Source organism: Burkholderia sp. CCA53 (assembly GCF_001685525.1).
Classification (GTDB): Bacteria; Pseudomonadota; Gammaproteobacteria; order Burkholderiales; family Burkholderiaceae; genus Burkholderia; species Burkholderia multivorans.
The window spans coordinates 702795-722097 of the sequence record NZ_BDDJ01000001.1; the positions used below are offsets into that span (position 1 = coordinate 702795).

At 67.0% G+C, this 19303-nt stretch carries 18 protein-coding genes and 1 tRNA gene; 6 read left to right on the forward strand and 13 right to left on the reverse strand.

The genetic code is table 11. The features are described from left to right. Positions 1-19: 19 nt before the first annotated feature. Positions 20-1573 carry a chloride channel protein gene (locus tag BCR55_RS03275; protein ID WP_035489267.1) on the forward strand — a complete coding sequence of 518 codons (1554 nt, stop codon included), beginning with the start codon at positions 20-22 and terminating at the stop codon, positions 1571-1573. A gap of 116 nt (positions 1574-1689) precedes the next feature. Here the strand turns inward: BCR55_RS03275 and BCR55_RS03280 are convergent, their stop codons facing one another. From BCR55_RS03280 to BCR55_RS03300, 5 genes are all read right to left on the reverse strand, one after another. Continuing rightward, entirely contained in the window at positions 1690-2094 is a 405-nt protein-coding gene (locus tag BCR55_RS03280) for a YXWGXW repeat-containing protein (RefSeq protein WP_048996701.1), read from the reverse strand. Between the two features lie 160 nt (positions 2095-2254). Further along, the gene (gene minE / locus BCR55_RS03285) at positions 2255-2509 is read right to left on the reverse strand and encodes a cell division topological specificity factor MinE (protein ID WP_006400798.1); all 255 of its coding nucleotides are present in this window, start codon (positions 2507-2509) and stop codon (positions 2255-2257) included. Positions 2510-2521: 12 nt separating this feature from the next. Next, on the reverse strand, positions 2522-3337 hold the full coding sequence (gene minD / locus BCR55_RS03290) for a septum site-determining protein MinD (protein WP_006400799.1): 816 nt from the start codon (positions 3335-3337) through the stop codon (positions 2522-2524). Positions 3338-3396: 59 nt separating this feature from the next. Then, positions 3397-4170, reverse strand: coding sequence for a septum site-determining protein MinC (gene minC / locus BCR55_RS03295; protein ID WP_006406273.1), 774 nt, complete (start codon positions 4168-4170; stop codon positions 3397-3399). Positions 4171-4300: 130 nt separating this feature from the next. Beyond that, complete coding sequence (locus BCR55_RS03300) at positions 4301-4921, reverse strand: GNAT family N-acetyltransferase (RefSeq protein WP_223852620.1); 621 nt, start codon at positions 4919-4921, stop codon at positions 4301-4303. A gap of 574 nt (positions 4922-5495) precedes the next feature. Here BCR55_RS03300 and BCR55_RS03305 point away from each other — a divergent pair. Further along, complete coding sequence (locus tag BCR55_RS03305) at positions 5496-6656, forward strand: alkane 1-monooxygenase (RefSeq protein WP_065494165.1); 1161 nt, start codon at positions 5496-5498, stop codon at positions 6654-6656. Between the two features lie 56 nt (positions 6657-6712). On the opposite strand, the gene BCR55_RS03310 is transcribed toward BCR55_RS03305, so the two are convergent. Together BCR55_RS03310 and serS are read right to left on the reverse strand one after the other, a co-directional pair. Next, a tRNA-Ser gene (locus tag BCR55_RS03310) sits at positions 6713-6803 on the reverse strand. A gap of 130 nt (positions 6804-6933) precedes the next feature. After that, positions 6934-8235: a serine--tRNA ligase gene (gene serS, locus BCR55_RS03315; RefSeq protein ID WP_006400804.1), complete on the reverse strand. Its 1302-nt coding sequence runs from the start codon at positions 8233-8235 to the stop codon at positions 6934-6936. A 247-nt stretch (positions 8236-8482) separates the two neighbouring features. Here serS and BCR55_RS03320 point away from each other — a divergent pair, with 247 nt between their 5' ends. Beyond that, positions 8483-8749, forward strand: coding sequence for a DUF2164 domain-containing protein (locus BCR55_RS03320; RefSeq protein ID WP_006400805.1), 267 nt, complete (start codon positions 8483-8485; stop codon positions 8747-8749). A 12-nt stretch (positions 8750-8761) separates the two neighbouring features. Here BCR55_RS03320 and BCR55_RS03325 read toward each other — a convergent pair whose 3' ends face one another. The 3 genes from BCR55_RS03325 to BCR55_RS03335 all read right to left on the reverse strand — a co-directional run bounded on the left by BCR55_RS03325 (position 8762) and on the right by BCR55_RS03335 (position 13267). Next, the gene (locus BCR55_RS03325; protein WP_006406276.1) at positions 8762-10072 is read right to left on the reverse strand and encodes a replication-associated recombination protein A; all 1311 of its coding nucleotides are present in this window, start codon (positions 10070-10072) and stop codon (positions 8762-8764) included. 148 nt (positions 10073-10220) lie between these two features. After that, positions 10221-10910, reverse strand: coding sequence for an outer membrane lipoprotein chaperone LolA (gene lolA / locus BCR55_RS03330; protein WP_006406277.1), 690 nt, complete (start codon positions 10908-10910; stop codon positions 10221-10223). 47 nt (positions 10911-10957) lie between these two features. Further along, positions 10958-13267 (reverse strand): DNA translocase FtsK, encoded by a 2310-nt coding sequence (locus tag BCR55_RS03335; RefSeq protein ID WP_012467517.1) that lies wholly within the window; start codon positions 13265-13267, stop codon positions 10958-10960. A 321-nt stretch (positions 13268-13588) separates the two neighbouring features. Here BCR55_RS03335 and trxB point away from each other — a divergent pair, with 321 nt between their 5' ends. The 3 genes from trxB to BCR55_RS03350 all read left to right on the forward strand — a co-directional run bounded on the left by trxB (position 13589) and on the right by BCR55_RS03350 (position 16074). Continuing rightward, positions 13589-14551 (forward strand): thioredoxin-disulfide reductase, encoded by a 963-nt coding sequence (gene trxB, locus BCR55_RS03340; RefSeq protein ID WP_006400809.1) that lies wholly within the window; start codon positions 13589-13591, stop codon positions 14549-14551. 136 nt (positions 14552-14687) lie between these two features. Next, positions 14688-15464 (forward strand): Smr/MutS family protein, encoded by a 777-nt coding sequence (locus tag BCR55_RS03345; RefSeq protein ID WP_006416962.1) that lies wholly within the window; start codon positions 14688-14690, stop codon positions 15462-15464. After that, on the forward strand, positions 15451-16074 hold the full coding sequence (locus BCR55_RS03350; RefSeq protein ID WP_006400811.1) for a trimeric intracellular cation channel family protein: 624 nt from the start codon (positions 15451-15453) through the stop codon (positions 16072-16074). The genes BCR55_RS03345 and BCR55_RS03350 overlap by 14 nt, the downstream gene beginning before the upstream one ends. Before the next feature lie 119 nt (positions 16075-16193). On the opposite strand, the gene BCR55_RS03355 is transcribed toward BCR55_RS03350, so the two are convergent. From BCR55_RS03355 to BCR55_RS03365, 3 genes are all read right to left on the reverse strand, one after another. Beyond that, positions 16194-17312: an ABC transporter ATP-binding protein gene (locus BCR55_RS03355; protein WP_048996697.1), complete on the reverse strand. Its 1119-nt coding sequence runs from the start codon at positions 17310-17312 to the stop codon at positions 16194-16196. A 150-nt stretch (positions 17313-17462) separates the two neighbouring features. Then, on the reverse strand, positions 17463-18320 hold the full coding sequence (locus BCR55_RS03360) for a carbohydrate ABC transporter permease (protein WP_006406281.1): 858 nt from the start codon (positions 18318-18320) through the stop codon (positions 17463-17465). Next, positions 18310-19248, reverse strand: a complete 939-nt coding sequence (locus BCR55_RS03365; RefSeq protein WP_006400814.1) for a carbohydrate ABC transporter permease — start codon at positions 19246-19248, stop codon at positions 18310-18312. The genes BCR55_RS03360 and BCR55_RS03365 overlap by 11 nt, the downstream gene beginning before the upstream one ends. Positions 19249-19303: the final 55 nt, after the last annotated feature.

A 19303-nucleotide genomic window follows, 5' to 3' on the forward strand; every position in this document is an offset into this window, starting at 1 on the left:
TGCCCGCCCGGCCCCGCCGATGCCACGCCCCGCGCTTCCCACCCTGTTTCCCGCCCTCACCCGCCGCTCGCTGCGGATCTGGCGCCAGTACGGCGTGTTCTGGCTCGGCGCAATCGCCGTCGGCCTCATTGCGGTGCTCTATGCGCGGCTGATCGACTGGGGCTACGAGACGTTCCGCACGATGCGCGCCCATGCCGTGTGGCTGCCGCTCGTGCTGACGCCCGCGATCGCGGCCGCCTCCGTGTGGACCACGCGCCGGTTCTTCCGCGGCGCCGAAGGCAGCGGCATTCCGCAGGTAATCGCGACGCTGCACGCGCAGCCGAGTGCATTCGGCTCGCGGCTGCTGACGCTGCGCATCCTGTTCGGCAAGATCCTGATTTCGTTTCTCGGCATCCTCGGCGGCTTCACAATCGGCCGCGAAGGGCCGACCGTGCAGGTCGGCGCGGCGCTGATGTTCAATCTGCGGCGCCTGTATCCGCGCTCGAACGCGCAGATCGAACGCCAGCTCGTGCTCGCCGGCGCGGCCGCCGGCCTGTCGGCCGCATTCAACACGCCGCTCGCGGGGATCGTGTTCGCGATCGAGGAACTGACGCGCAGCTTCTCCGCGCGCGCGAGCGGCGTGCTGATCACCGCGATCATCCTCGCCGGCGTCGTCGCGCTGGGCCTGAACGGCAACTACACGTATTTCGGCACGATCGACGTCGGCGCGCATTTCCCGAAGCTGCTCGCGGTCGCGGTGCTCGTCACCGCGATCGTGACCGGCATCGCCGGCGGCCTGTTCAGCTGGCTGCTGCTCAATACCGCGCGCTGGCTGCCCGAGCGGCTGCTCGGCCTGTACCGCGGGCGGCCCGTCGCGTTCGCCGCGCTGTGCGGCTTCGTGATCGCCGTCGTCGGCCTCGTGTCGGGCGGCACGACGTTCGGCAGCGGCTACGCCGAAGCGCGCGGGCTGCTCGACGGCCACGAGCAATTGTCGGTCTTCTATCCGTTCATGAAGATGGTGTCGATGGTCGCGTCGTATCTGCCCGGCATTCCGGGCGGGATCTTCGCGCCGTCGCTGTCGATCGGCGCGGGGTTCGGCAACCTGCTGCACCTCGTGTTCGGCAACATGCCGCTGCCGTTGCTGATCGCGCTCGCGATGGTCGGCTATCTCGCCGCCGTCACGCAGTCGCCGATCACGTCGTTCGTGATCGTGATGGAAATGATCAACGGGCATGCGCTCGTGATTTCGCTGATGGCGACCGCGCTCGTCTCGAGCCGCGTCGCGCGCTTCTTCGCGCCGCCGCTCTACGAGACGCTCGCCGAGCGCTACCTCGCGCCGCCGGCGCCCGTCGCCGCGCAACCGGCGCCGACCGCAGCGGCGGCCACCGACGTCGTCGCCGCGCAGGATGCGGGCGCCGCGCCTGCCGATCCGCTCGATACGCTGCGCGACGACGACGACGGCGGCGGCGGCGGCGAGGCCGGCAATCGCGCAGAAAGCGACGCCACGCCGGCCGGCGCGGCGCCGCAACGCGCCGCGGCAGATACGGCCGCCGCAGCCGATGCGGCGCGCAACGGCCCGCGCGACACTCAGTAGATCACCACGGGCGCCGGCCGGTAGTAGACGGGCCGCGCCGGCACGACGATGCAGCCGGCGAGCGTGACGGCGGTGAGCGCGATGGCAAGTAGCGTTCGTTTCATCGTGCGCCTCCGTCAAGCCCAGTGACCGCGCGTCCAGAACCAGTTCGGCCCGCGCCGATCCCAGTGGCCGGGCACCCAGTGCATGCCGACGCGCTCGGCCTCCCAGTGGCCGCCGATCCAGACATAGCGGCCGTGCTCCCAGCGCCAGTGGCCACGCTCCCACACGTAGCCGACGCGCGCGGCCGGCACGACTTCGTAGCGCACGGGCGGCGGCGCGCTCGGCGCGACGACCACCACTTCTTCGGCGGCCGGCACCGCCACGGGTTGCGCGACGACGATGCGCGCCGGCTGCGCGACGACGGGCGCGCCGACGAGGATTTCGTCGGCGTGCGCGGCGAACGGCGCGGCGACGGCCGACAGGCCCGCGGCACAAAGCGCGAGCGACACGAGACGGCGGGGAACGGAAGAGACAGTCATGACAACCTCCTGATTGAACGGATCACGCGGAACGTATTCGTTCAATGCGGGAGGCAGGCGAACGGCCGACAGACGCCGTGTTACGGCAGGGCCGAAAGTGCAACAACGCGTAAGACGCGCACGGCGGCCTGCGCCGCCGTGCGGGAGGATACCGAAACGGTCAGGCCTGCGGGATCTCGATCTTCACTTCGAGGACTTCGAGATCGTCCTGGCGCTCGAGGCTCACGCGGATGTCGTCGTTCGAGATCTGCACGTACTTCGAAATGACGGCAACGAGTTCCTTCTGCAGCGCCGGCAGGTAATCGGCCGGCGGCCGGCCGCCGACCCGCTCGTGCGCGATGATGAGCTGCAGACGCTCCTTCGCGACCGATGCGGACTTCTTCTTCTCGCCGAGGAGAAACGAAAGAATGGACATGAGCGGCCTCCGTTACTTGCTGCCGAAGAGGCGCTGCAGCAGGCCCGGCTTCTGGTATTCGGTGAAGCGCAGCGGCTTGTCCTCGCCGAGGAAGCGCGCGACGATGTCCTTGTACGCTTCGGCGACGTCGGTGCCGTCGAGATGCACGGCCGGCAAACCCTGGTTCGACGCGTGCAGCACCGCTTCGGACTCCGGCACCACGCCGATCAGCTTGATGCGCAGGATCTCGCTGATGTCCTCGAGCGAGAGCATCTCGCCCTCGCTCACGCGCTTCGGGCTGTAGCGCGTGATCAGCAGATGCTCCTTGATCGGCTCCTTGCCTTCGGTCGCGCGCTTCGTCTTCGACGACAGGATGCCGAGAATGCGATCCGAGTCGCGCACCGACGACACTTCCGGGTTCGTCACGATCAGCGCCTCGTCCGCGAAGTACATCGCGTGCAGCGCGCCGGCCTCGATACCGGCCGGCGAATCGCAGACGATGTATTCGAAGTCCATCGCCGCGAGATCGTTCAGCACCTTCTCGACGCCGTCACGCGTGAGCGCATCCTTGTCGCGCGTCTGCGACGCCGGCAGGATGAACAGGTTCTCGCACTTCTTGTCCTTGATCAGCGCCTGGTTCAGATTCGCTTCGCCCTGGATCACGTTCACGAGGTCGTACACGACGCGACGCTCGCAGCCCATGATGAGATCGAGGTTACGCAGGCCGACGTCGAAGTCGATCACGGCCGTCTTGTGGCCGCGCAGCGCGAGACCGGACGCGAAGCTCGCGCTCGTCGTCGTCTTGCCCACGCCGCCCTTGCCCGAAGTCACCACGATGATTTTTGCCATTTACCCAATACCCTGTGTTCGTCAATGAGAGCCGATCGATCCGGAGCGCGCCGTATGCATCACGTGAGGCGCAGCGGTTCGATCATCAGTTTTTCCTCTTCGAGCCGGATCTGCACCGATTTGCCCAGTACGTCTGCGGGCAGCGGGTTCTCGGTCGTTCGATAGATACCCGCGATCGAAATCAGTTCCGGCTCGAGACACGTGCAGAAGATGCGCGCGTCGTGATTGCCGTGCACGCCCGCGAGTGCGCGGCCGCGCAACGGCGCGTAGATGTGGATGTTGCCTTCCGCGATGATTTCGGCGCCGTGGCTGACCGGCGCGAGCACCACGAGGTCTCCTTTCGCGTAAATCTGCTGCCCCGAGCGCAGCGGCCGGTCGATCACGAGCGTCTGGACGCCCGCCGGCTGCGACGCCGCGCCGGGCTCCGGCGTCGGTTCCGCTGCCGGTGCAGCGACGGCTTCGACAGCCGGCGCCGCGGCAGGCTCCGCTTCGTCGGGCGCTTTCGCGGCCGGCGCGCGGCGATCGCGCGCCTCGAGCAGCGGCAGGCCCGCTTCCGTCGCCCAGCCCTGCGAGGCAAGCGCGACGACGCCCACCGGACGCATCCGCACGTCGCTCAGCATCTGCCGGATGTCGGCCAGCGCGACGCGCTCGCCGTCCGCGAGGCGGCGGACGTCGATGGCGACGACATCGTCGGCGAAAAACTCGGGAGTCGCTTCGAAACGTTTGACCAGTTCGGCACGCAACGCATCGAGATCGGTCGTCTTCACGGTGAACAGCAACGTATCGACCGATCCGCTGCGCAGCTCGAAGAATGGCGATTTTTTAAGCGACATGGACACTCTGCAAAAAATTTTTGCGTATTTTACAGGCGTCCACGCGCGCAGCCATCATTTTTGGGCGGCCGCGATGCGCGGCCCCGGTGCGCCGCTCACTGCGCGCAGCGGCCACGGGAAGGATGCCGGTTCACGGCTTGATGTGGGACACGAACAGCGACTTCAGCGCGCCCGGCATCCGCACGATCGGCGCGTGCTCGCCGGTGTTGCTGAAACCGACGCGTTCGTAGAAACGGATCGCGTTCCGGTTCGCGTCGGCGATCCAGGCATAGACGTCCTGCGCGCCGCGCTCGGCGAGCCAACCGGTCGCGGTCTCCACCAGCAGCACGCCGCCGCGCAGATGACGCACCGCATGCGCGACCCACAGTTCGCTGACGAACGCACGCCGCTCGGGCGAGTTGTCGAAGTAGGCGCCGATCATGCCGGCCGGGTGGCCTTCGGTGTAGAGCACGAAGGTCGTCGACGTGTCGGATGCGGCGCGCTGCGCGGCGATGGCCGCCGCGGCGTCCGAATCGACGTTCAGCAATTCGGCCTCCGGCGCTTCGCCCGGTGCGTAGGGCTCGCGCAGCGACGCCGCGCGCAGTTCGCGATACACGTCGCCCTGGTCGGCGGCGATACGACGAACGGTCAAGGTCGAACTCATGCAGGCACAGCCCCCTTCGGACAGCAAGCTATTAGCTTCAACCGAAAGCGGGGCATGAGTCAAATCGTTATTTTCAAATGGCGGCGCCGATCGAAAGGCGGCAGGCAACGTCCGTTGCGCGTTTCGCGCGCGGCGATGTGCATGTGCAGCATGGCGTGTCGATGTGCGGCGGGTGGTGCGTCGTGCGCGCCGCGTTATCGGCGGCGATCGGCGTGCGCATTGATACGCGCGGGCGGGAGCGGATTCTTTCGAAACGATGTCGGCGCGAGTGTCGTAATCGGCGGTAATACACAGCGCGGAAAGTGCGCCGGCGAAACCGGTGACGACATGTCCGATATTGCGACGCAACATTTGTTGTCGCGACGCGCCTGCGACTGAGCGGCACCGTCTTCGCTCGATTCATCCGACGATACGACCGCGGCGCACGACGATTCGCCCTGCGCCGCCGCGTTTCAATCAGGGCACGCGGCCGCTTCTACGCGCGGCGCACGCACCGCGGCGCGTTTGGAGTTTGGCGCCTAGCGCCGGCGTTTGGAAAGCGCGCGCACGGGTCGTATAACGGCAGAACCGGGCGACGATCTGGCGTCTCGCACGCGCACCCCGGCCGACGAGGATCCGCACAAAACCGTAACGGACCGGACGATGCACTGCCGCATACGATCCGGCCGACTGGAGGGAGACGATGGCAACGAGCGACGCACCGGCCGCGAGCTGGTCGGATGGCAAACGTTATCTATGGCTGCTCGGCGCGCTGACGATCACGCTGCCGATCTTCGCCGCGCAGCTCGCGCTGTCGACGGGGTTTCACGTGTTCTGGTGGTTCGGCCCGCTGTTCGCGTTCGGCGTGATTCCGATTCTCGACACGCTGATCGGCGACGACCGCGACAACCCGCCCGAAGACGTCGTGCCGCACCTCGAACGCGAGCGCTACTACCGCTTGATCGTCTATCTCGCGACGCTCGTCGAGTACGTCGCGTTCTTCATGTGCGTGCGGATCGTCGGCACGCATGCGCTGGCGTGGTACGACTACGTCGGCTTCGCGCTGTCGCTCGGCGCGGCGACCGGCATCTCGATCAACACCGCGCATGAACTCGGGCACAAGACGAACCGCTTCGAGCGCTGGCTCGCGAAGATTACGCTGGCGCCGGTCGCATACGGACACTTCTTCGTCGAGCACAACCGCGGTCATCACGTGCGCGTCGCGACCGCCGAGGATCCCGCGAGCGCACGTTACGGCGAATCGTTCTGGGCCTTCCTGCCGCGTACCGTCGTCGGCAGCGTGCGCTCCGCGTGGCGGCTCGAACGCACGCGTCTCGCGCGGCTCGGCCGCTCGCCGTGGACCTGGCGCAACGAGGTGCTGCATGCGTGGGCGATGACGGTCGTCGTATGGGGTATCGCGATTGCGATCGGCGGCGTGGTGGTGATCCCGTTTCTCGTGATCCAGGCCGTGTACGGCGCGTCGCTGCTCGAAGTCGTGAACTACGTCGAGCACTACGGGCTCGGCCGGCGCAGGCTGCCGGACGGTCGCTACGAGCGCTGCACGCCGCAGCATTCGTGGAACAGCAATCACGTCGTCACGAACCTGTTCCTGTATCAGCTGCAGCGACACGCGGATCATCATGCGAATCCGACGCGCTCGTATCAGGCGCTGCGCCACTTCGACGACGCGCCGCAATTGCCGGCCGGCTACGCGACGATGATCCTGCTCGCGTACGTCCCGCCGCTCTGGTATCGCGTGATGAACCCGCGCGTCGTCGCGCATTACCGCGGGAACATGGCGCAGTCGAATATCAAGCCGTCGATTCGCGACAAGGTGCTCGCGCAGTATCCGGCGCCGGCGTGATGCGCGGCCAAAACGAAAAACCCCTTGATCCTTCCGGATCAAGGGGCTTCGTATTTTGGCGGAGAGGGTGGGATTCGAACCCACGGTACGGGGAAACCGTACGCCTGATTTCGAGTCAGGTACATTCGACCACTCTGCCACCTCTCCTTCCTTGCTGCTTCATTTCCCGGTTGGTCGTTTCCGGGAAAGCAAAGATTATAGAACGAACTCCGCGAAACTTCCAAGCCCTTTTTGCAAATTTTTTTGCTGGGCGTGGCATGCGCATCGTCGCGCGCGGTTACGACGCCTGTGCCGGCGCGTCGATCCGCTCCAGACCGCCCATGTACGGACGCAGCACTTCCGGCACCGTGACCGAGCCGTCCGCGTTCTGGTAGTTCTCGAGCACCGCGACGAGCGTACGGCCAACCGCGAGCCCCGAGCCGTTCAGCGTATGCACGAGCTCCGGCTTGCCCTGCGCGTTGCGAAAGCGCGCCTGCATCCGGCGCGCCTGGAACGCCTCGGTGTTCGAGCAGCTCGAGATCTCGCGATAGGTGTTCTGCGCGGGCAGCCACACCTCGAGGTCGAACGTCTTGGCGGCCGAGAAACCCATGTCGCCCGTGCAGAGCGCGACCACGCGGTACGGCAGGCCGAGCTTCTGCAGAATCGCTTCCGCGTGGCCGACCATTTCGTCGAGCGCCGCGTACGACGATTCCGGCGCGACGATCTGCACCATCTCGACCTTGTCGAACTGGTGCTGGCGGATCATCCCGCGCGTGTCGCGGCCGTACGACCCGGCTTCCGAACGGAAGCACGGCGAATGGGCCGTGAGCTTGATCGGCAGCGCGGACGCTTCGACGATCGACTCGCGCACGGTGTTCGTCAGCGAGATCTCGGACGTCGAGATCAGATATTGCGTGACCGTGTTCTCGGCACCGCCCTTCTCGACGCGGAACATGTCGTCCGCGAACTTCGGCAGCTGGCCCGTGCCGTACAGGATCTCCGGATTCACGATGTACGGCGTGTACGTCTCGCTGTAGCCGTGCTGCTGCGTATGCGTGTCGAGCATGAACTGCGCAAGCGCGCGATGCAGGCGCGCGATCGGGCCGCGCAGCATCGTGAAGCGCGCGCCGGCCAGCTTCGCGCCCGTCTCGAAATCGAGGCCGAGCGGCGTACCGATGTCGACGTGATCCTTCACGTCGAAGTCGAACTGGCGCGGTGTGCCCCAGCGGCGCACCTCGACGTTGTCGGCCTCGTCCTTGCCGACCGGCACGCTTTCGTGCGCGAGGTTCGGCATGCCCAGCAGCAGCTCCGACAGGCGCGCCTGGATCTCGTCGAGCTTCGCCGCCGATGCCTTCATCTCGTCGCCGATCCCGCCGACCTCGGCCATCACGGCCGACGTGTCCTCGCCCTTCGCCTTCATCGCGCCGATCTGCTTCGACAGCGTGTTGCGGCGTGCCTGGAGCTCTTCGGTGCGGGTCTGGATCGCGCGGCGTTCCGCTTCGAGCGCGGAGAACGCGGCGACGTCGAGGGTGTAGCCGCGATCGGCGAGGCGCTTCGCGACGCCGTCGAGGTCTTTGCGCAGCAGCTGGATGTCAAGCATGGGAGGACTGGAAAATCGTTGTGTAAGACGGGGATTCTAACGCACGGCGGCACCGCCAACGCATCGGCCGGGCGGACGATGACGGAAAACCTCGGGCGGTGGCAGTATCGAACAAGCGCGTGGCGGGGGCCGTGCGGCAGGCGGCGCTCGTCGGGCGAACCGCGCCCGCCGCAACGCCCGCACCGTGTGGGAGTGCCCCGCGCTCCGCCGCCCTCCGGGCGCCACCCGATCACACAGGCCAGGACCGATGCCCATCGAACTCGACAAGGACGTACGCGACCGTGCGATCGCGTCGCTGCAACGCTATTTCACAGAAAACCTGGACGAGCCGATCGGCAACATCCAGGCCGGTGCATTGCTGAACTTCTTCGTCGACGAAATCGCGCCGGCGATCTACAACGCCGCGATCGCCGACGCGCAGGCGCGCCTGCACACGCGTGTCGCCGAACTCGACATCGACTGCCACGAGGAGCCGTTCGGTTACTGGACGAAGCAGCCGCACCGCAAGCGCTGACGCGCCGGGCCGTCAGTCCTTCTTGCCGGCCTCGCGATCGAGCTCGCGCAGCCACGCAAGCTTGTCCGCGATCTTCGATTCGAGCCCGCGCGGCACCGGCTTGTACCAGTGCGGCTCGCGCATGCCGTCCGGCAGGTAGGTCTCGCCGGCCGCATACGCGTTCGGCTCGTCGTGCGCGTAGCGATACGCGTGACCGTAGCCGAGCTCCTTCATCAGCTTCGTCGGCGCATTGCGCAGATGCACGGGCACCTCGCGCGACTTGTCCTGCTTCACGAACGCCATCGCCTGGTTGAAAGCGTTGTAGCCCGCATTGCTCTTCGCCGCGCACGCGAGATAGATCACGGCCTGCGCGAGCGCGAGTTCGCCTTCCGGCGACCCGAGCCGCTCATATGTCTCGGCTGCGTCGTTGGCGATCTGCATCGCGCGCGGATCGGCAAGCCCGATGTCTTCCCACGCCATGCGCACGATCCGGCGCGCGAGGTACTTCGGATCCGCGCCACCGTCGACCATCCGGCAGAACCAGTACAGCGCGCCGTCCGGGCTGGACCCGCGCACCGACTTGTGCAGCGCCGAGATCTGGTCGTAGAAGTTGTCGCCGCCCTTGTCGAAGCGGCGCGCATTCAGCGTCATCGCGCTGCCGACGAAGTCCGCATCGATCGTCGTCACGCCGGCCGAGGACGCGGCCGTCTGCGCCTGCTCGAGCAGGTTCAGAAAGCGCCGCGCGTCGCCGTCCGCATAGCCGATCAGCGTATCGACCGCCTTGTCGTCGAATTCGAGACCGTCGAGCGCGATGTGCTGCGCGCGCTTGAGCAGCTGCCGCATTTCGTCGTCGGTCAACGATTTCAGCACGTACACCTGCGCACGCGACAGCAGTGCGGAGTTGACCTCGAAGCTCGGATTCTCGGTGGTCGCGCCGATGAACGTGACGAGCCCCGACTCGACGAACGGCAGCAGCGCGTCCTGCTGCCCTTTGTTGAAGCGGTGGATTTCGTCGACGAACAGGATCGTGTGGCGGCCCGTGCGGTTCAGCGTCTCCTTCGCCTGGTCCATCGCCTCGCGGATGTCCTTCACGCCGCCGAGCACCGCGGACAGCGCGATGAACTCGCAGTCGAACGCGAGCGCGGTGAGCCGTGCGAGCGTCGTCTTGCCGACGCCGGGCGGCCCCCAGAGGATCATCGAATGCGGCTTGCCGGATTCGAACGCGAGCCGCAGCGGCTTGCCTTCGCCGAGCAAATGCGTCTGGCCGATCACGTCGGCGAGCGTTTTCGGCCGCAGCGCCTCGGCGAGCGGACGGCGCGGCTCGACTTGAAACAGGTCGGACATGAACCCTCGCTCCACAACAAACGGTAGCGGCCGAACGCGGCCGCCGGACCCGACATTATGACAGTCGCGCGACGCGCCCGCCGTGCCCGGAAACGACACGGGCCTGCCGTTGCCGGCAGGCCCGTCGTCGGTGCGAGCGGCGTGCCGCTCAGCCGGTGATCACGTCCGCGCCCTTCGGCACGACGAACTTGAACGTGTCGGCCTTCAGCGGCGGATTGGTCTGGATGTTCGAGAACGTGAGCAGCGTGACGTTGCCGAACACGTCGTGCAGCTCCATCGCCGCGAGCGTGCCGTTCTTGAACCCGATGCCGATTCGCTGGAACTGCGTGTCCTGCGCCTTCGGCAGCATCTCGAGCCATTCGATGCCGCCCTTCTCGCCGGCGTCGCGCAGCGTGTAGCTCTTGTCGAGATCGTTGCTGCCGAACAGGATCGCGGCCGGGCTCGCGCCGAGCGCGCCGTTCAGCTTGCGTTCGGTGACCTGATTCAGATCGCGGTCGTACACGTAGAGCTTGTCGCCGTCGGCCTGCAGCACCTGCTGGTACGGCTTCTGGTAGGTCCAGATGAACTTGCCGGGACGCGAGAACACGAACGTGCCGCTCGAGTTGTCGGTGGGCTTCGGCGCGGCCTGCGCGGCGCTCGCGCCCTTGGCCGGCGCCTTGACGATCTGCTGCGTGAAGTCGCCCTTCGCCGAGCGCACTTGCGCCACGAATGCCCTCAACTGCTCGGTGCCGCCCGCGAACGCGTGCGTGGCCGCGAGCATCAGCGACGCGCCGGCGAGCGCGGCGCCGAGCCAGCGGCGCGTCGAACGAAGGGAAGGGACGAACGAAAGTTGCTGCATGATGCGGTTTTCTCCGTGGGTGGCCGGCGCCGCGGGCGCCGCAGACTTCATTCCGCGTCGCGTACCGGCACAAGAATTTCGCGGTTGCCGCTCGACGACATCGCCGACACGAGCCCCGACTGCTCCATCTGTTCGAGCAGCCGTGCCGCGCGGTTGTAGCCGATCCGCAGATGACGCTGCACGAGCGAGATCGATGCGCGGCGATTCTTGATCACGATCTCGACCGCCTGGTCGTACAGCGGATCAGACTCTGCGCCGGCTTCGCCGGTTCCCGCGCCGGCCGAGCCCTCGTCGCCGTCGGCGGTGCCGCCTTCGAGCAGGCCCTCGACGTAATTCGGCTCGCCCTGCTCCTTGAGCTTCTCGACGACGCGATGCACTTCATCGTCGGCCACGAACGCGCCGTGCACGCGCACCGGCAGCCCGGTGCCCGGCGGCAGATACAGCATGTCGCCCATCCCGAGCAGCGACTCGGCGCCCATCTGGTCGAGAATCGTGCGCGAGTCGATCTTCGACGAGACCTGGAACGCGATCCGCGTCGGCACGTTCGCCTTGATCAGGCCGGTGATCACGTCGACCGACGGACGCTGCGTCGCGAGGATCAGATGGATGCCGGCCGCGCGCGCCTTCTGCGCGATTCGCGCGATCAGCTCCTCGACCTTCTTGCCGACGACCATCATCAGATCGGCGAGCTCGTCGATCACGACGACGATGTTCGGCAGCCGGCCGAGCGGCTCCGGATCCTCCGGCGTCAGGCTGAACGGATTCGGAATCTTTTCCTCGCGCTTGGCCGCCTCGTCGATCTTGTTGTTGTAGCCCGCGAGATTGCGCACGCCGAGCTTGCTCATCAGCTTGTAGCGGCGCTCCATCTCGGCGACCGTCCAGTTCAGCGCGTGGCCCGCCTGACGCATGTCCGTGACGACCGGACACAGCAGATGCGGAATGCCTTCGTAGACGCTCATTTCGAGCATCTTCGGATCGATCAGGATCAGCCGCACCTGCTCGGCGGTGGCCTTGTACAGCAGTGACAGGATCATCGCGTTGATGCCGACCGACTTGCCCGAGCCCGTCGTGCCGGCGACCAGCAGGTGCGGCATCTTCGCGAGATCGGCACACACCGGCTTGCCGCTGATGTCCTTGCCGAGGCTCAGCGTCAGCGCGGACGGCGCGGCCGCATAGACCTCGGAGCCGATGATCTCGGACAGGTACACCGTCTGGCGGCGCTGGTTCGGCAGTTCGAGCGCCATGTAGTTCTTGCCCGGGATCGTCTCGACGACGCGGATCGACACGAGCGACAGCGAACGCGCGAGATCCTTCGCGAGGTTCACGATCTGGCTGCCCTTCACGCCGGTGGCCGGTTCGATCTCGTAGCGCGTGACGACCGGGCCCGGATACGCGGCGACGACGCTCGCCTCGACGCCGAAGTCCTTCAGCTTCTTCTCGATCAGCCGCGACGTGAATTCGAGCGTATCGGCGGAGATCGATTCCTGCGTCTTCGGCGCGGGATCGAGCAGCGACACGGGCGGCAGCGTCGAGTCGCCCGGCAGGTCGGTAAACAGCGGCACCTGCCGCTCGCGCTCGACGCGTTCGGACTTCGCCGGCGTGACGACCGGCGGCACGATCGTCACGGGCTCGTGATCCTCGATGCGCACGCGCTCTTCCTCGACCTTGCCCTCGCGGCGCACCGCCGCGGCTTCGCCGAGCTTGCGGTCGCGCTCGGCCTCGCGGCGCAGCTTCGCGACGTTCACCGCGGACAGGATCGCGCCGCCGACGCGCTCGGCGACCGCGAGCCACGAGAAGCGGAAATACAGCGACAGGCCGATCGCGAGCGCGATCAGCAGCAGCAGCGTGCCGCCGGTGAAGCCGAACGCATGCGACATCGCGCCCGCGACGGCCTCGCCGACGACGCCGCCCGGCGCGCGCGGCAGCTGCACCTTCAGCGACCACATGCGCAGCGCCTCGATGCCGTCGCACGCGAGCACGACGAGCACGAACGCGAAGATCTCGGTGAGCCAGCCGATCGGCCGCTCGGGCTCGTCGGCAAGCGCGTCGTGGCGCGTGATGCGCCGATAGTTGACCGCGATGCGCCGCGCGAGCGGAACGATCAGCCAGTACGCGGACAGGCCGAACAGCAGCAGCACGATGTCGGCCGTCCATGCGCCGACGCGGCCGGCCCAGTTCGAGATGTGGTCGACCTGCGCGGCGTGCGTCCAGCTGGGATCCCGCCGGCTGTAGCTGAGCAGCGCCATCACGAGAAATGCGCACAGCGCGACCTGGAGAATCCAGCGGATCTCCATCAGGAGCTTCGACATCCGGTGCGGCAACGCCTGTGCCTGGGCGGAATAAGGAGCTTTTGCCATGAATCCGTATAAAGAGAACGGGCCGCGCATGCCGCGCGTCCCGCCTGTCGTTCGATCCCGCTTATTGTAAACGCTGCATCGGGCGCCCAAGTGTAAATGACGGTTACATCGGCGGGCCGAACGCCGAAGCGGACAAGCGGCGCACCGCGCGCCGTGCGTGCGAAACGCTATCGCGCCGATTGAAACTCTCGTTCGGCATCGCAGCAACGGGGCCTTTATAATGCGCGTCTGATACCCATCTACGCACGGCATCCCGGTCAACCCGGACCGTCCGGCGAGCCGCACCGCGCCCGCCGTGGCCGTCTTTTACGGATTTCGCACATGTCCACGCCCAAACACGCCAAAGTCCTGATTCTCGGTTCCGGCCCCGCCGGCTACACGGCCGCCGTCTATGCGGCACGCGCCAATTTGTCGCCGGTGCTGATCACCGGCATCGCGCAGGGCGGGCAGCTGATGACGACGACGGACGTCGAAAACTGGCCGGCGGACGCGAAAGGCGTGCAAGGTCCGGAGCTGATGGCGCGCTTTCTCGAGCACGCCGAGCGCTTCAACACCGAGATCGTGTTCGACCACATCCACACCGCGAAGCTGCACGAACGGCCGATCCGGCTGATCGGCGATTCCGGCGAATATACCTGCGACGCGCTGATCATCGCGACCGGCGCATCGGCGCAGTATCTCGGCCTGCCGTCCGAGGAAGCGTTCATGGGCAAGGGCGTGTCGGCCTGCGCGACCTGCGACGGCTTCTTCTACCGCGGCCAGGACGTCGCGGTGATCGGCGGCGGCAACACGGCCGTCGAGGAAGCGCTCTACCTGACCGGCATCGCGAAGAAGGTCACGGTGATCCACCGCCGCGACAAGTTCCGCGCGGAGCCGATCCTCGTCGACCGTCTGCTCGAGAAGCAAAAGGAAGGCGTCGTCGACATCAAGTGGGATCACGTGCTCGACGAAGTGACCGGCGAGGACTCGGGCGTGACCGGCGTGCGGATCAAGCACGTGAAGACCGGCGCGACCGAAGACATCGCGGTGCAGGGCCTGTTCGTCGCAATCGGCCACAAGCCGAACACCGATCTGTTCCAGGGCCAGCTCGAAATGAAGGACGGCTATATCCTGACGAAGAGCGGCCTGCAGGGCAACGCGACCGCGACGAGCGTGCCGGGCGTGTTCGCGGCCGGCGACGTGCAGGACAACGTCTACCGTCAGGCGATCACGAGCGCCGGCACCGGTTGCATGGCCGCGCTCGACGCGCAGCGCTACCTCGAAAGCCTGCACGACAAGAAGTAAGCCGCAAGCGCCGCCCGCCGCGTCGGGCGCTACAATGGCGGCCGCTGCCGCGAAGCGGGCCTGGCCGGAGCCGCTGCCCGTCGCGCAGCGGCTTTTTTGTGCCCGCGCGCCCCGGCGCTGCATTGCGTATCGAATCATGGCGAAGAATCAGCCCCATCCGAGCGATCCCGCGAAGCGGCAGATCGCCGCCCGTCCCGCCGCCGCGCCGGTCGCGCCGCCGCCTGCCGTCGAACCGGCCGCATTGCGCGGCCAGGGTCTCGCCGGCCTCGCCGCGTTGCGCCAGGCGCTGCAAGGCGAAGCCGAGCGCCGCGAGCGCACGCGCGTCGAAACGGTCAAGGCCGCGCGCCAGGCCGAAGCCGACGCGAACCTGTTCCGCAACGAGATCGGCGCGGTGCGGCCGCTGAACGCGCCGCCGCGCGCGGCGTCCGGCCGCGTCCCGCCGCCGCCCGTGCCCAAGCAGACGCAGCGCGACGAGGAAGCGGTGCTGAACGCGACGCTGTCCGACGAGTTCGATCCCGAGACGCTGCTCGACAGCGACGAATCGCTGTACTACCACCGCCCCGGCATCAGCCGCGACGTCGTGCGCAAGCTGCGAAGCGGCGCATGGATCGTGCAGGCGCAGCTCGATCTGCACGGGATGCGCCGCGACGAGGCGCGCGAGGCGCTTGCGGAGTTCATCCGCGAAGCCGGCAAGAAAGGGCTGCGCTGCCTGCGCGTGATCCACGGCAAGGGGCTCGGCTCGATCGGCAAGGAGCCGGTGCTGAAGGGCAAGGTCCGTGCGTGGCTCGTGCAGAAGGAAGAAGTGATCGCGTTCTGCGAGGCGCGCGGCCACGACGGCGGTGCGGGCGCGGTGCTCGTGCTGCTGCAGCCGCTCGCGGCATCCGCCGAGCGGGGACCGCGTGCCGCATCCTAGGCTCACGCTCGCGATCGCGGTACTCGAAGCGATCGCCACGCTCGCCTTCGCGATCTCCGGCTTCATCGAAGCGCGCAAGAACCGGCTCGACTCGGTCGGCACGTTCGTCGTCGCGATCGCGACGGCGTTCGGCGGCGGCACGCTGCGCGACATCCTGCTCGAGCGCCGGCCGTTCTACTGGGTCGTGCACGACGACTACGTGATCGCGATCTTCGTGCTCGCGCTGTTCGCGCCGTTCCTGCTGCGCATGCTGTCGCGGCTGTCGGCCGAGCGCGTGCTGCTCGTCGCCGATGCGATCGGGCTCGGTATCTTCAGCATCTCCGGCACGGCGATCGCGCTCGAAGCCGAAATGCCGCGCTTCATCGCGGTGATGATGGGCGTGATTACGGGGGTCGTCGGCGGGATCGTCCGAGACGTACTGTGCAACGACATTCCGCTGATCCTGCGCGACTCGCGGCCCTATGCGACCTGCGCGTTCGTCGGCTGCTGGTTCTATCTGCTGCTCGTGTGGCTGCAATTCGACTCGGTGTACAGCGTGCTGCTCGCGACCGGCTTCACGCTCGTCGCGCGGCTTCTCACGTTCAAGTTCGACGTGCGGCTGCCGCACTGAGCGGCGCGCATCGGGCATCGCACCGAGCAACCGTAAAGCGGCGCGACGCGCCGCACACCGCCGCGCCGCCGGCCCGGCTCCGAGCCCGGCGGCACGCCCCTTCCGCGGGCCCGCGTGCATCACGCGATGCGCGCCTCCGTCTGCGGATCGAACAGCACGGCCTTCGACACGTCGAACAGCAGCGACTGCGTCTGCCCCGGCTGCGGATTCGCGGCCGGATGCACGCGGCTCACGATGCGCTTGCCGTTCACCTGCGCGAACACGTGCGTGTCGGGCCCTGTCGGCTCCGTCACGTCGACGCGCACGTCGACCGGCTGCAGCCGCGACGCTTCACCGTTGTGCGCGCTGCGCGCATCGGTGATGCGCTCCGGCCGCAGCCCGAGGATCACGTCGCGGCCGATGTACGACTTCAGCTTCGCCGCATCGAACGGCAGATTCAGCGCGCTGCGCGCCAGGCCCGTATCGAGCTCGAGCGCGACGCCGCTGCCCTGCTCCGTGAGCTTGCCGCTGATGAAGTTCATCGGCGGCGCGCCGATGAAGCCCGCGACGAACAGGTTCGACGGCGAGTCGTAGATCTCCTGCGGCGCGCCGAACTGCTGGACGACGCCGTCCTTCATCACCGCGATCCGGTCGCCGAGCGTCATCGCCTCGATCTGGTCGTGCGTCACGTAGACGATCGTCGTGCCGAGCCGCTGGTGCAGCAGCTTGATCTCCGCGCGCATCTCGATGCGCAGCTTCGCGTCGAGGTTCGACAGCGGCTCGTCGAACAGGAACAGCGCCGGATCGCGCGCGAGCGCGCGGCCCATCGCGACGCGCTGGCGCTGGCCGCCCGACAGCTGGCCCGGCTTGCGGTCGAGCAGATGCTGGATCTGCAGCATCTGCGACACGCGATCGACGATCTGCTGCTGCTCGTTCTTCGGCACCTTGCGGATGTTCAGGCCGAACGAGATGTTCTCGCGCACCGTCATCGACGGGTACAGCGCGTACGACTGAAACACCATCGCGATGTCGCGGTCCTTCGGCGACAGGTCGTTGACGACCTTGCCGTCGATGCGGATCTCGCCGCTCGTGACGGTCTCGAGCCCCGCGATCATGTTGAGCAGCGTCGACTTCCCGCAGCCCGAGCCGCCGACGAGAATCAGGAACTGGCCGTCCTCGATGTCGATGTCGACACCCTTCAGGACCGGCACCCCGTTCGGGTAGGTCTTGTACACGTCACGGATGGAAAGGCTTGCCATGCTTGTGAATCCTCTGTCTCGTGTGTCGGCCGCGGCGGGCGTCGGCGCCCGCCTGCGGTCCCATCCAAAGCCCGGCGCGCTCCAGCGCCGTGTCGGCTCGTTTCGACGCGCCGCACGGCGGCGCATCGCGTTGCATCGTGGTCGTCGCGCTCAGCCCTTCACCGCGCCCGCCGTCAGGCCGCGCACGAAGTAGCGGCCGGCGATCACGTAGACGAGCAGCGTCGGCAGCGCGGCGATGATCGCGCCGGCCATATCGACGTTGTATTCCTTCACGCCGGTCGACGTGTTCACGAGGTTGTTCAGCGCCACCGTGATCGGCATCGAATCGACGCCGGAGAACACGATCCCGAACAGGAAGTCGTTCCAGATCTGCGTGAACTGCCAGATCAGGCAGACCATGAAGATCGGCAGCGACACCGGCAGCAGGATCTTCGTGAAGATCGTGAAGAAGCCCGCGCCGTCGATGCGCGCCGCCTTCACGAGCTCGGCCGGCACGCTCACGTAGAAGTTGCGGAAGAACATCGTCGTGAACGCGATGCCGTACACGACGTGCACGAACACGAGGCCCGGAATCGTGTTCGCGAGCCCGAACATCCCCTGCAGCCGCGCCATCGGCAGCAGGATCACCTGGAACGGAATGAAGCAGCCGACCAGCATCATCGTGAACAGCGCATCCGCGCCGCGAAAGCGCCAGTGCGTGAGCACGTAGCCGTTGAACGCGCCGATCAGCGACGAGATCAGCACGGCCGGAATCACCATCTGGATCGAGTTCAGGAAGAACGGCTTCATGCCGTCGCAGCGCACGCCCGTGCAGGCCTCGCTCCACGCCTTGACCCACGGCGCGACCGTCCAGTGCGACGGCGGCGTCAGCAGGTTGCCCGTGCGCAGCTGGTCGAGATCCTTGAACGACGTCGACAGCATCACGTAGATCGGGAACAGGAAGTACAGCGCGAACAGGATCAATGCCGCGTAGATCACCGCCCGGCTGATGGTCATCTTAGGCTGCATTGCGCGTGCTCCTCGATTCCATATACATCAGCGGCACGAGCACCGCGACCACGGTCGCGAGCATCATCACCGACGACGCCGCGCCCAGGCCCAGCTGGCCGCGGTTGAACGAAAACGTGTACATGAACATCGCCGGCAGCGACGACGACGTGCCGGGGCCGCCGGCCGTCAGCGCGACGACGAGGTCGAAGGTCTTGATCGTGATGTGGCAGAGAATCAGCAGCACCGAGAAGAACACGGGGCGCATGCTCGGAATCACGATCTTGCGGTAGATGGTGGGCAGCGTCGCGCCGTCGACCTGGGCGGCCTTGAAGATCTCGCCGTCGACGCCGCGCAACCCCGCGAGGAACAGTGCCATCACGAAGCCGGTCGACTGCCACACGGCCGCGATCACCACGCAGAAGATCGCCTTGTCCGGATCGTCGAGCCAGCCGAACGAAAAGCTCGTCCAGCCCCAGTCGTGCATCACCTTCTCGAGGCCGAGGCCCGGGTTCAGGATCCATTGCCATGCGGTGCCCGTGACGATGAACGACAGGGCCATCGGGTACAGGAAGATCGCGCGCAGCGCGCCTTCGTTGCGGATCTTCTGGTCGAGCAGGATCGCGAGGAACAGCCCGAGCGCGACGCAGATCGCGATGAACGGAATCCCGAACCAGCCGAGGTTCGCGGCGGAGGTCCACCACACGTCGTTCTGGAACAGATCCGTATAACGGCCGAAGCCGTCGAATTCGTAGTTCGGCAACAGCCGCGAGTTGGTCAGCGACAGATAGCCGGTGATCAGGATGAAGCCGTAGATGAACACGACGGCAATCGCGACGCTCGGCGCGAGCACGAGCTTCGGAATCCAGCGATCGGCGAATGCCGACATCGGCGACGATCGCCGCGCGACGGCAGCGCCGGATCCGTTTCCGCTAAGAGGGGCAGCCACTTGATTCGACTCCTGGAACGAGGGCGACGCGGGCCGCAGCCGGCGTCCGATACGG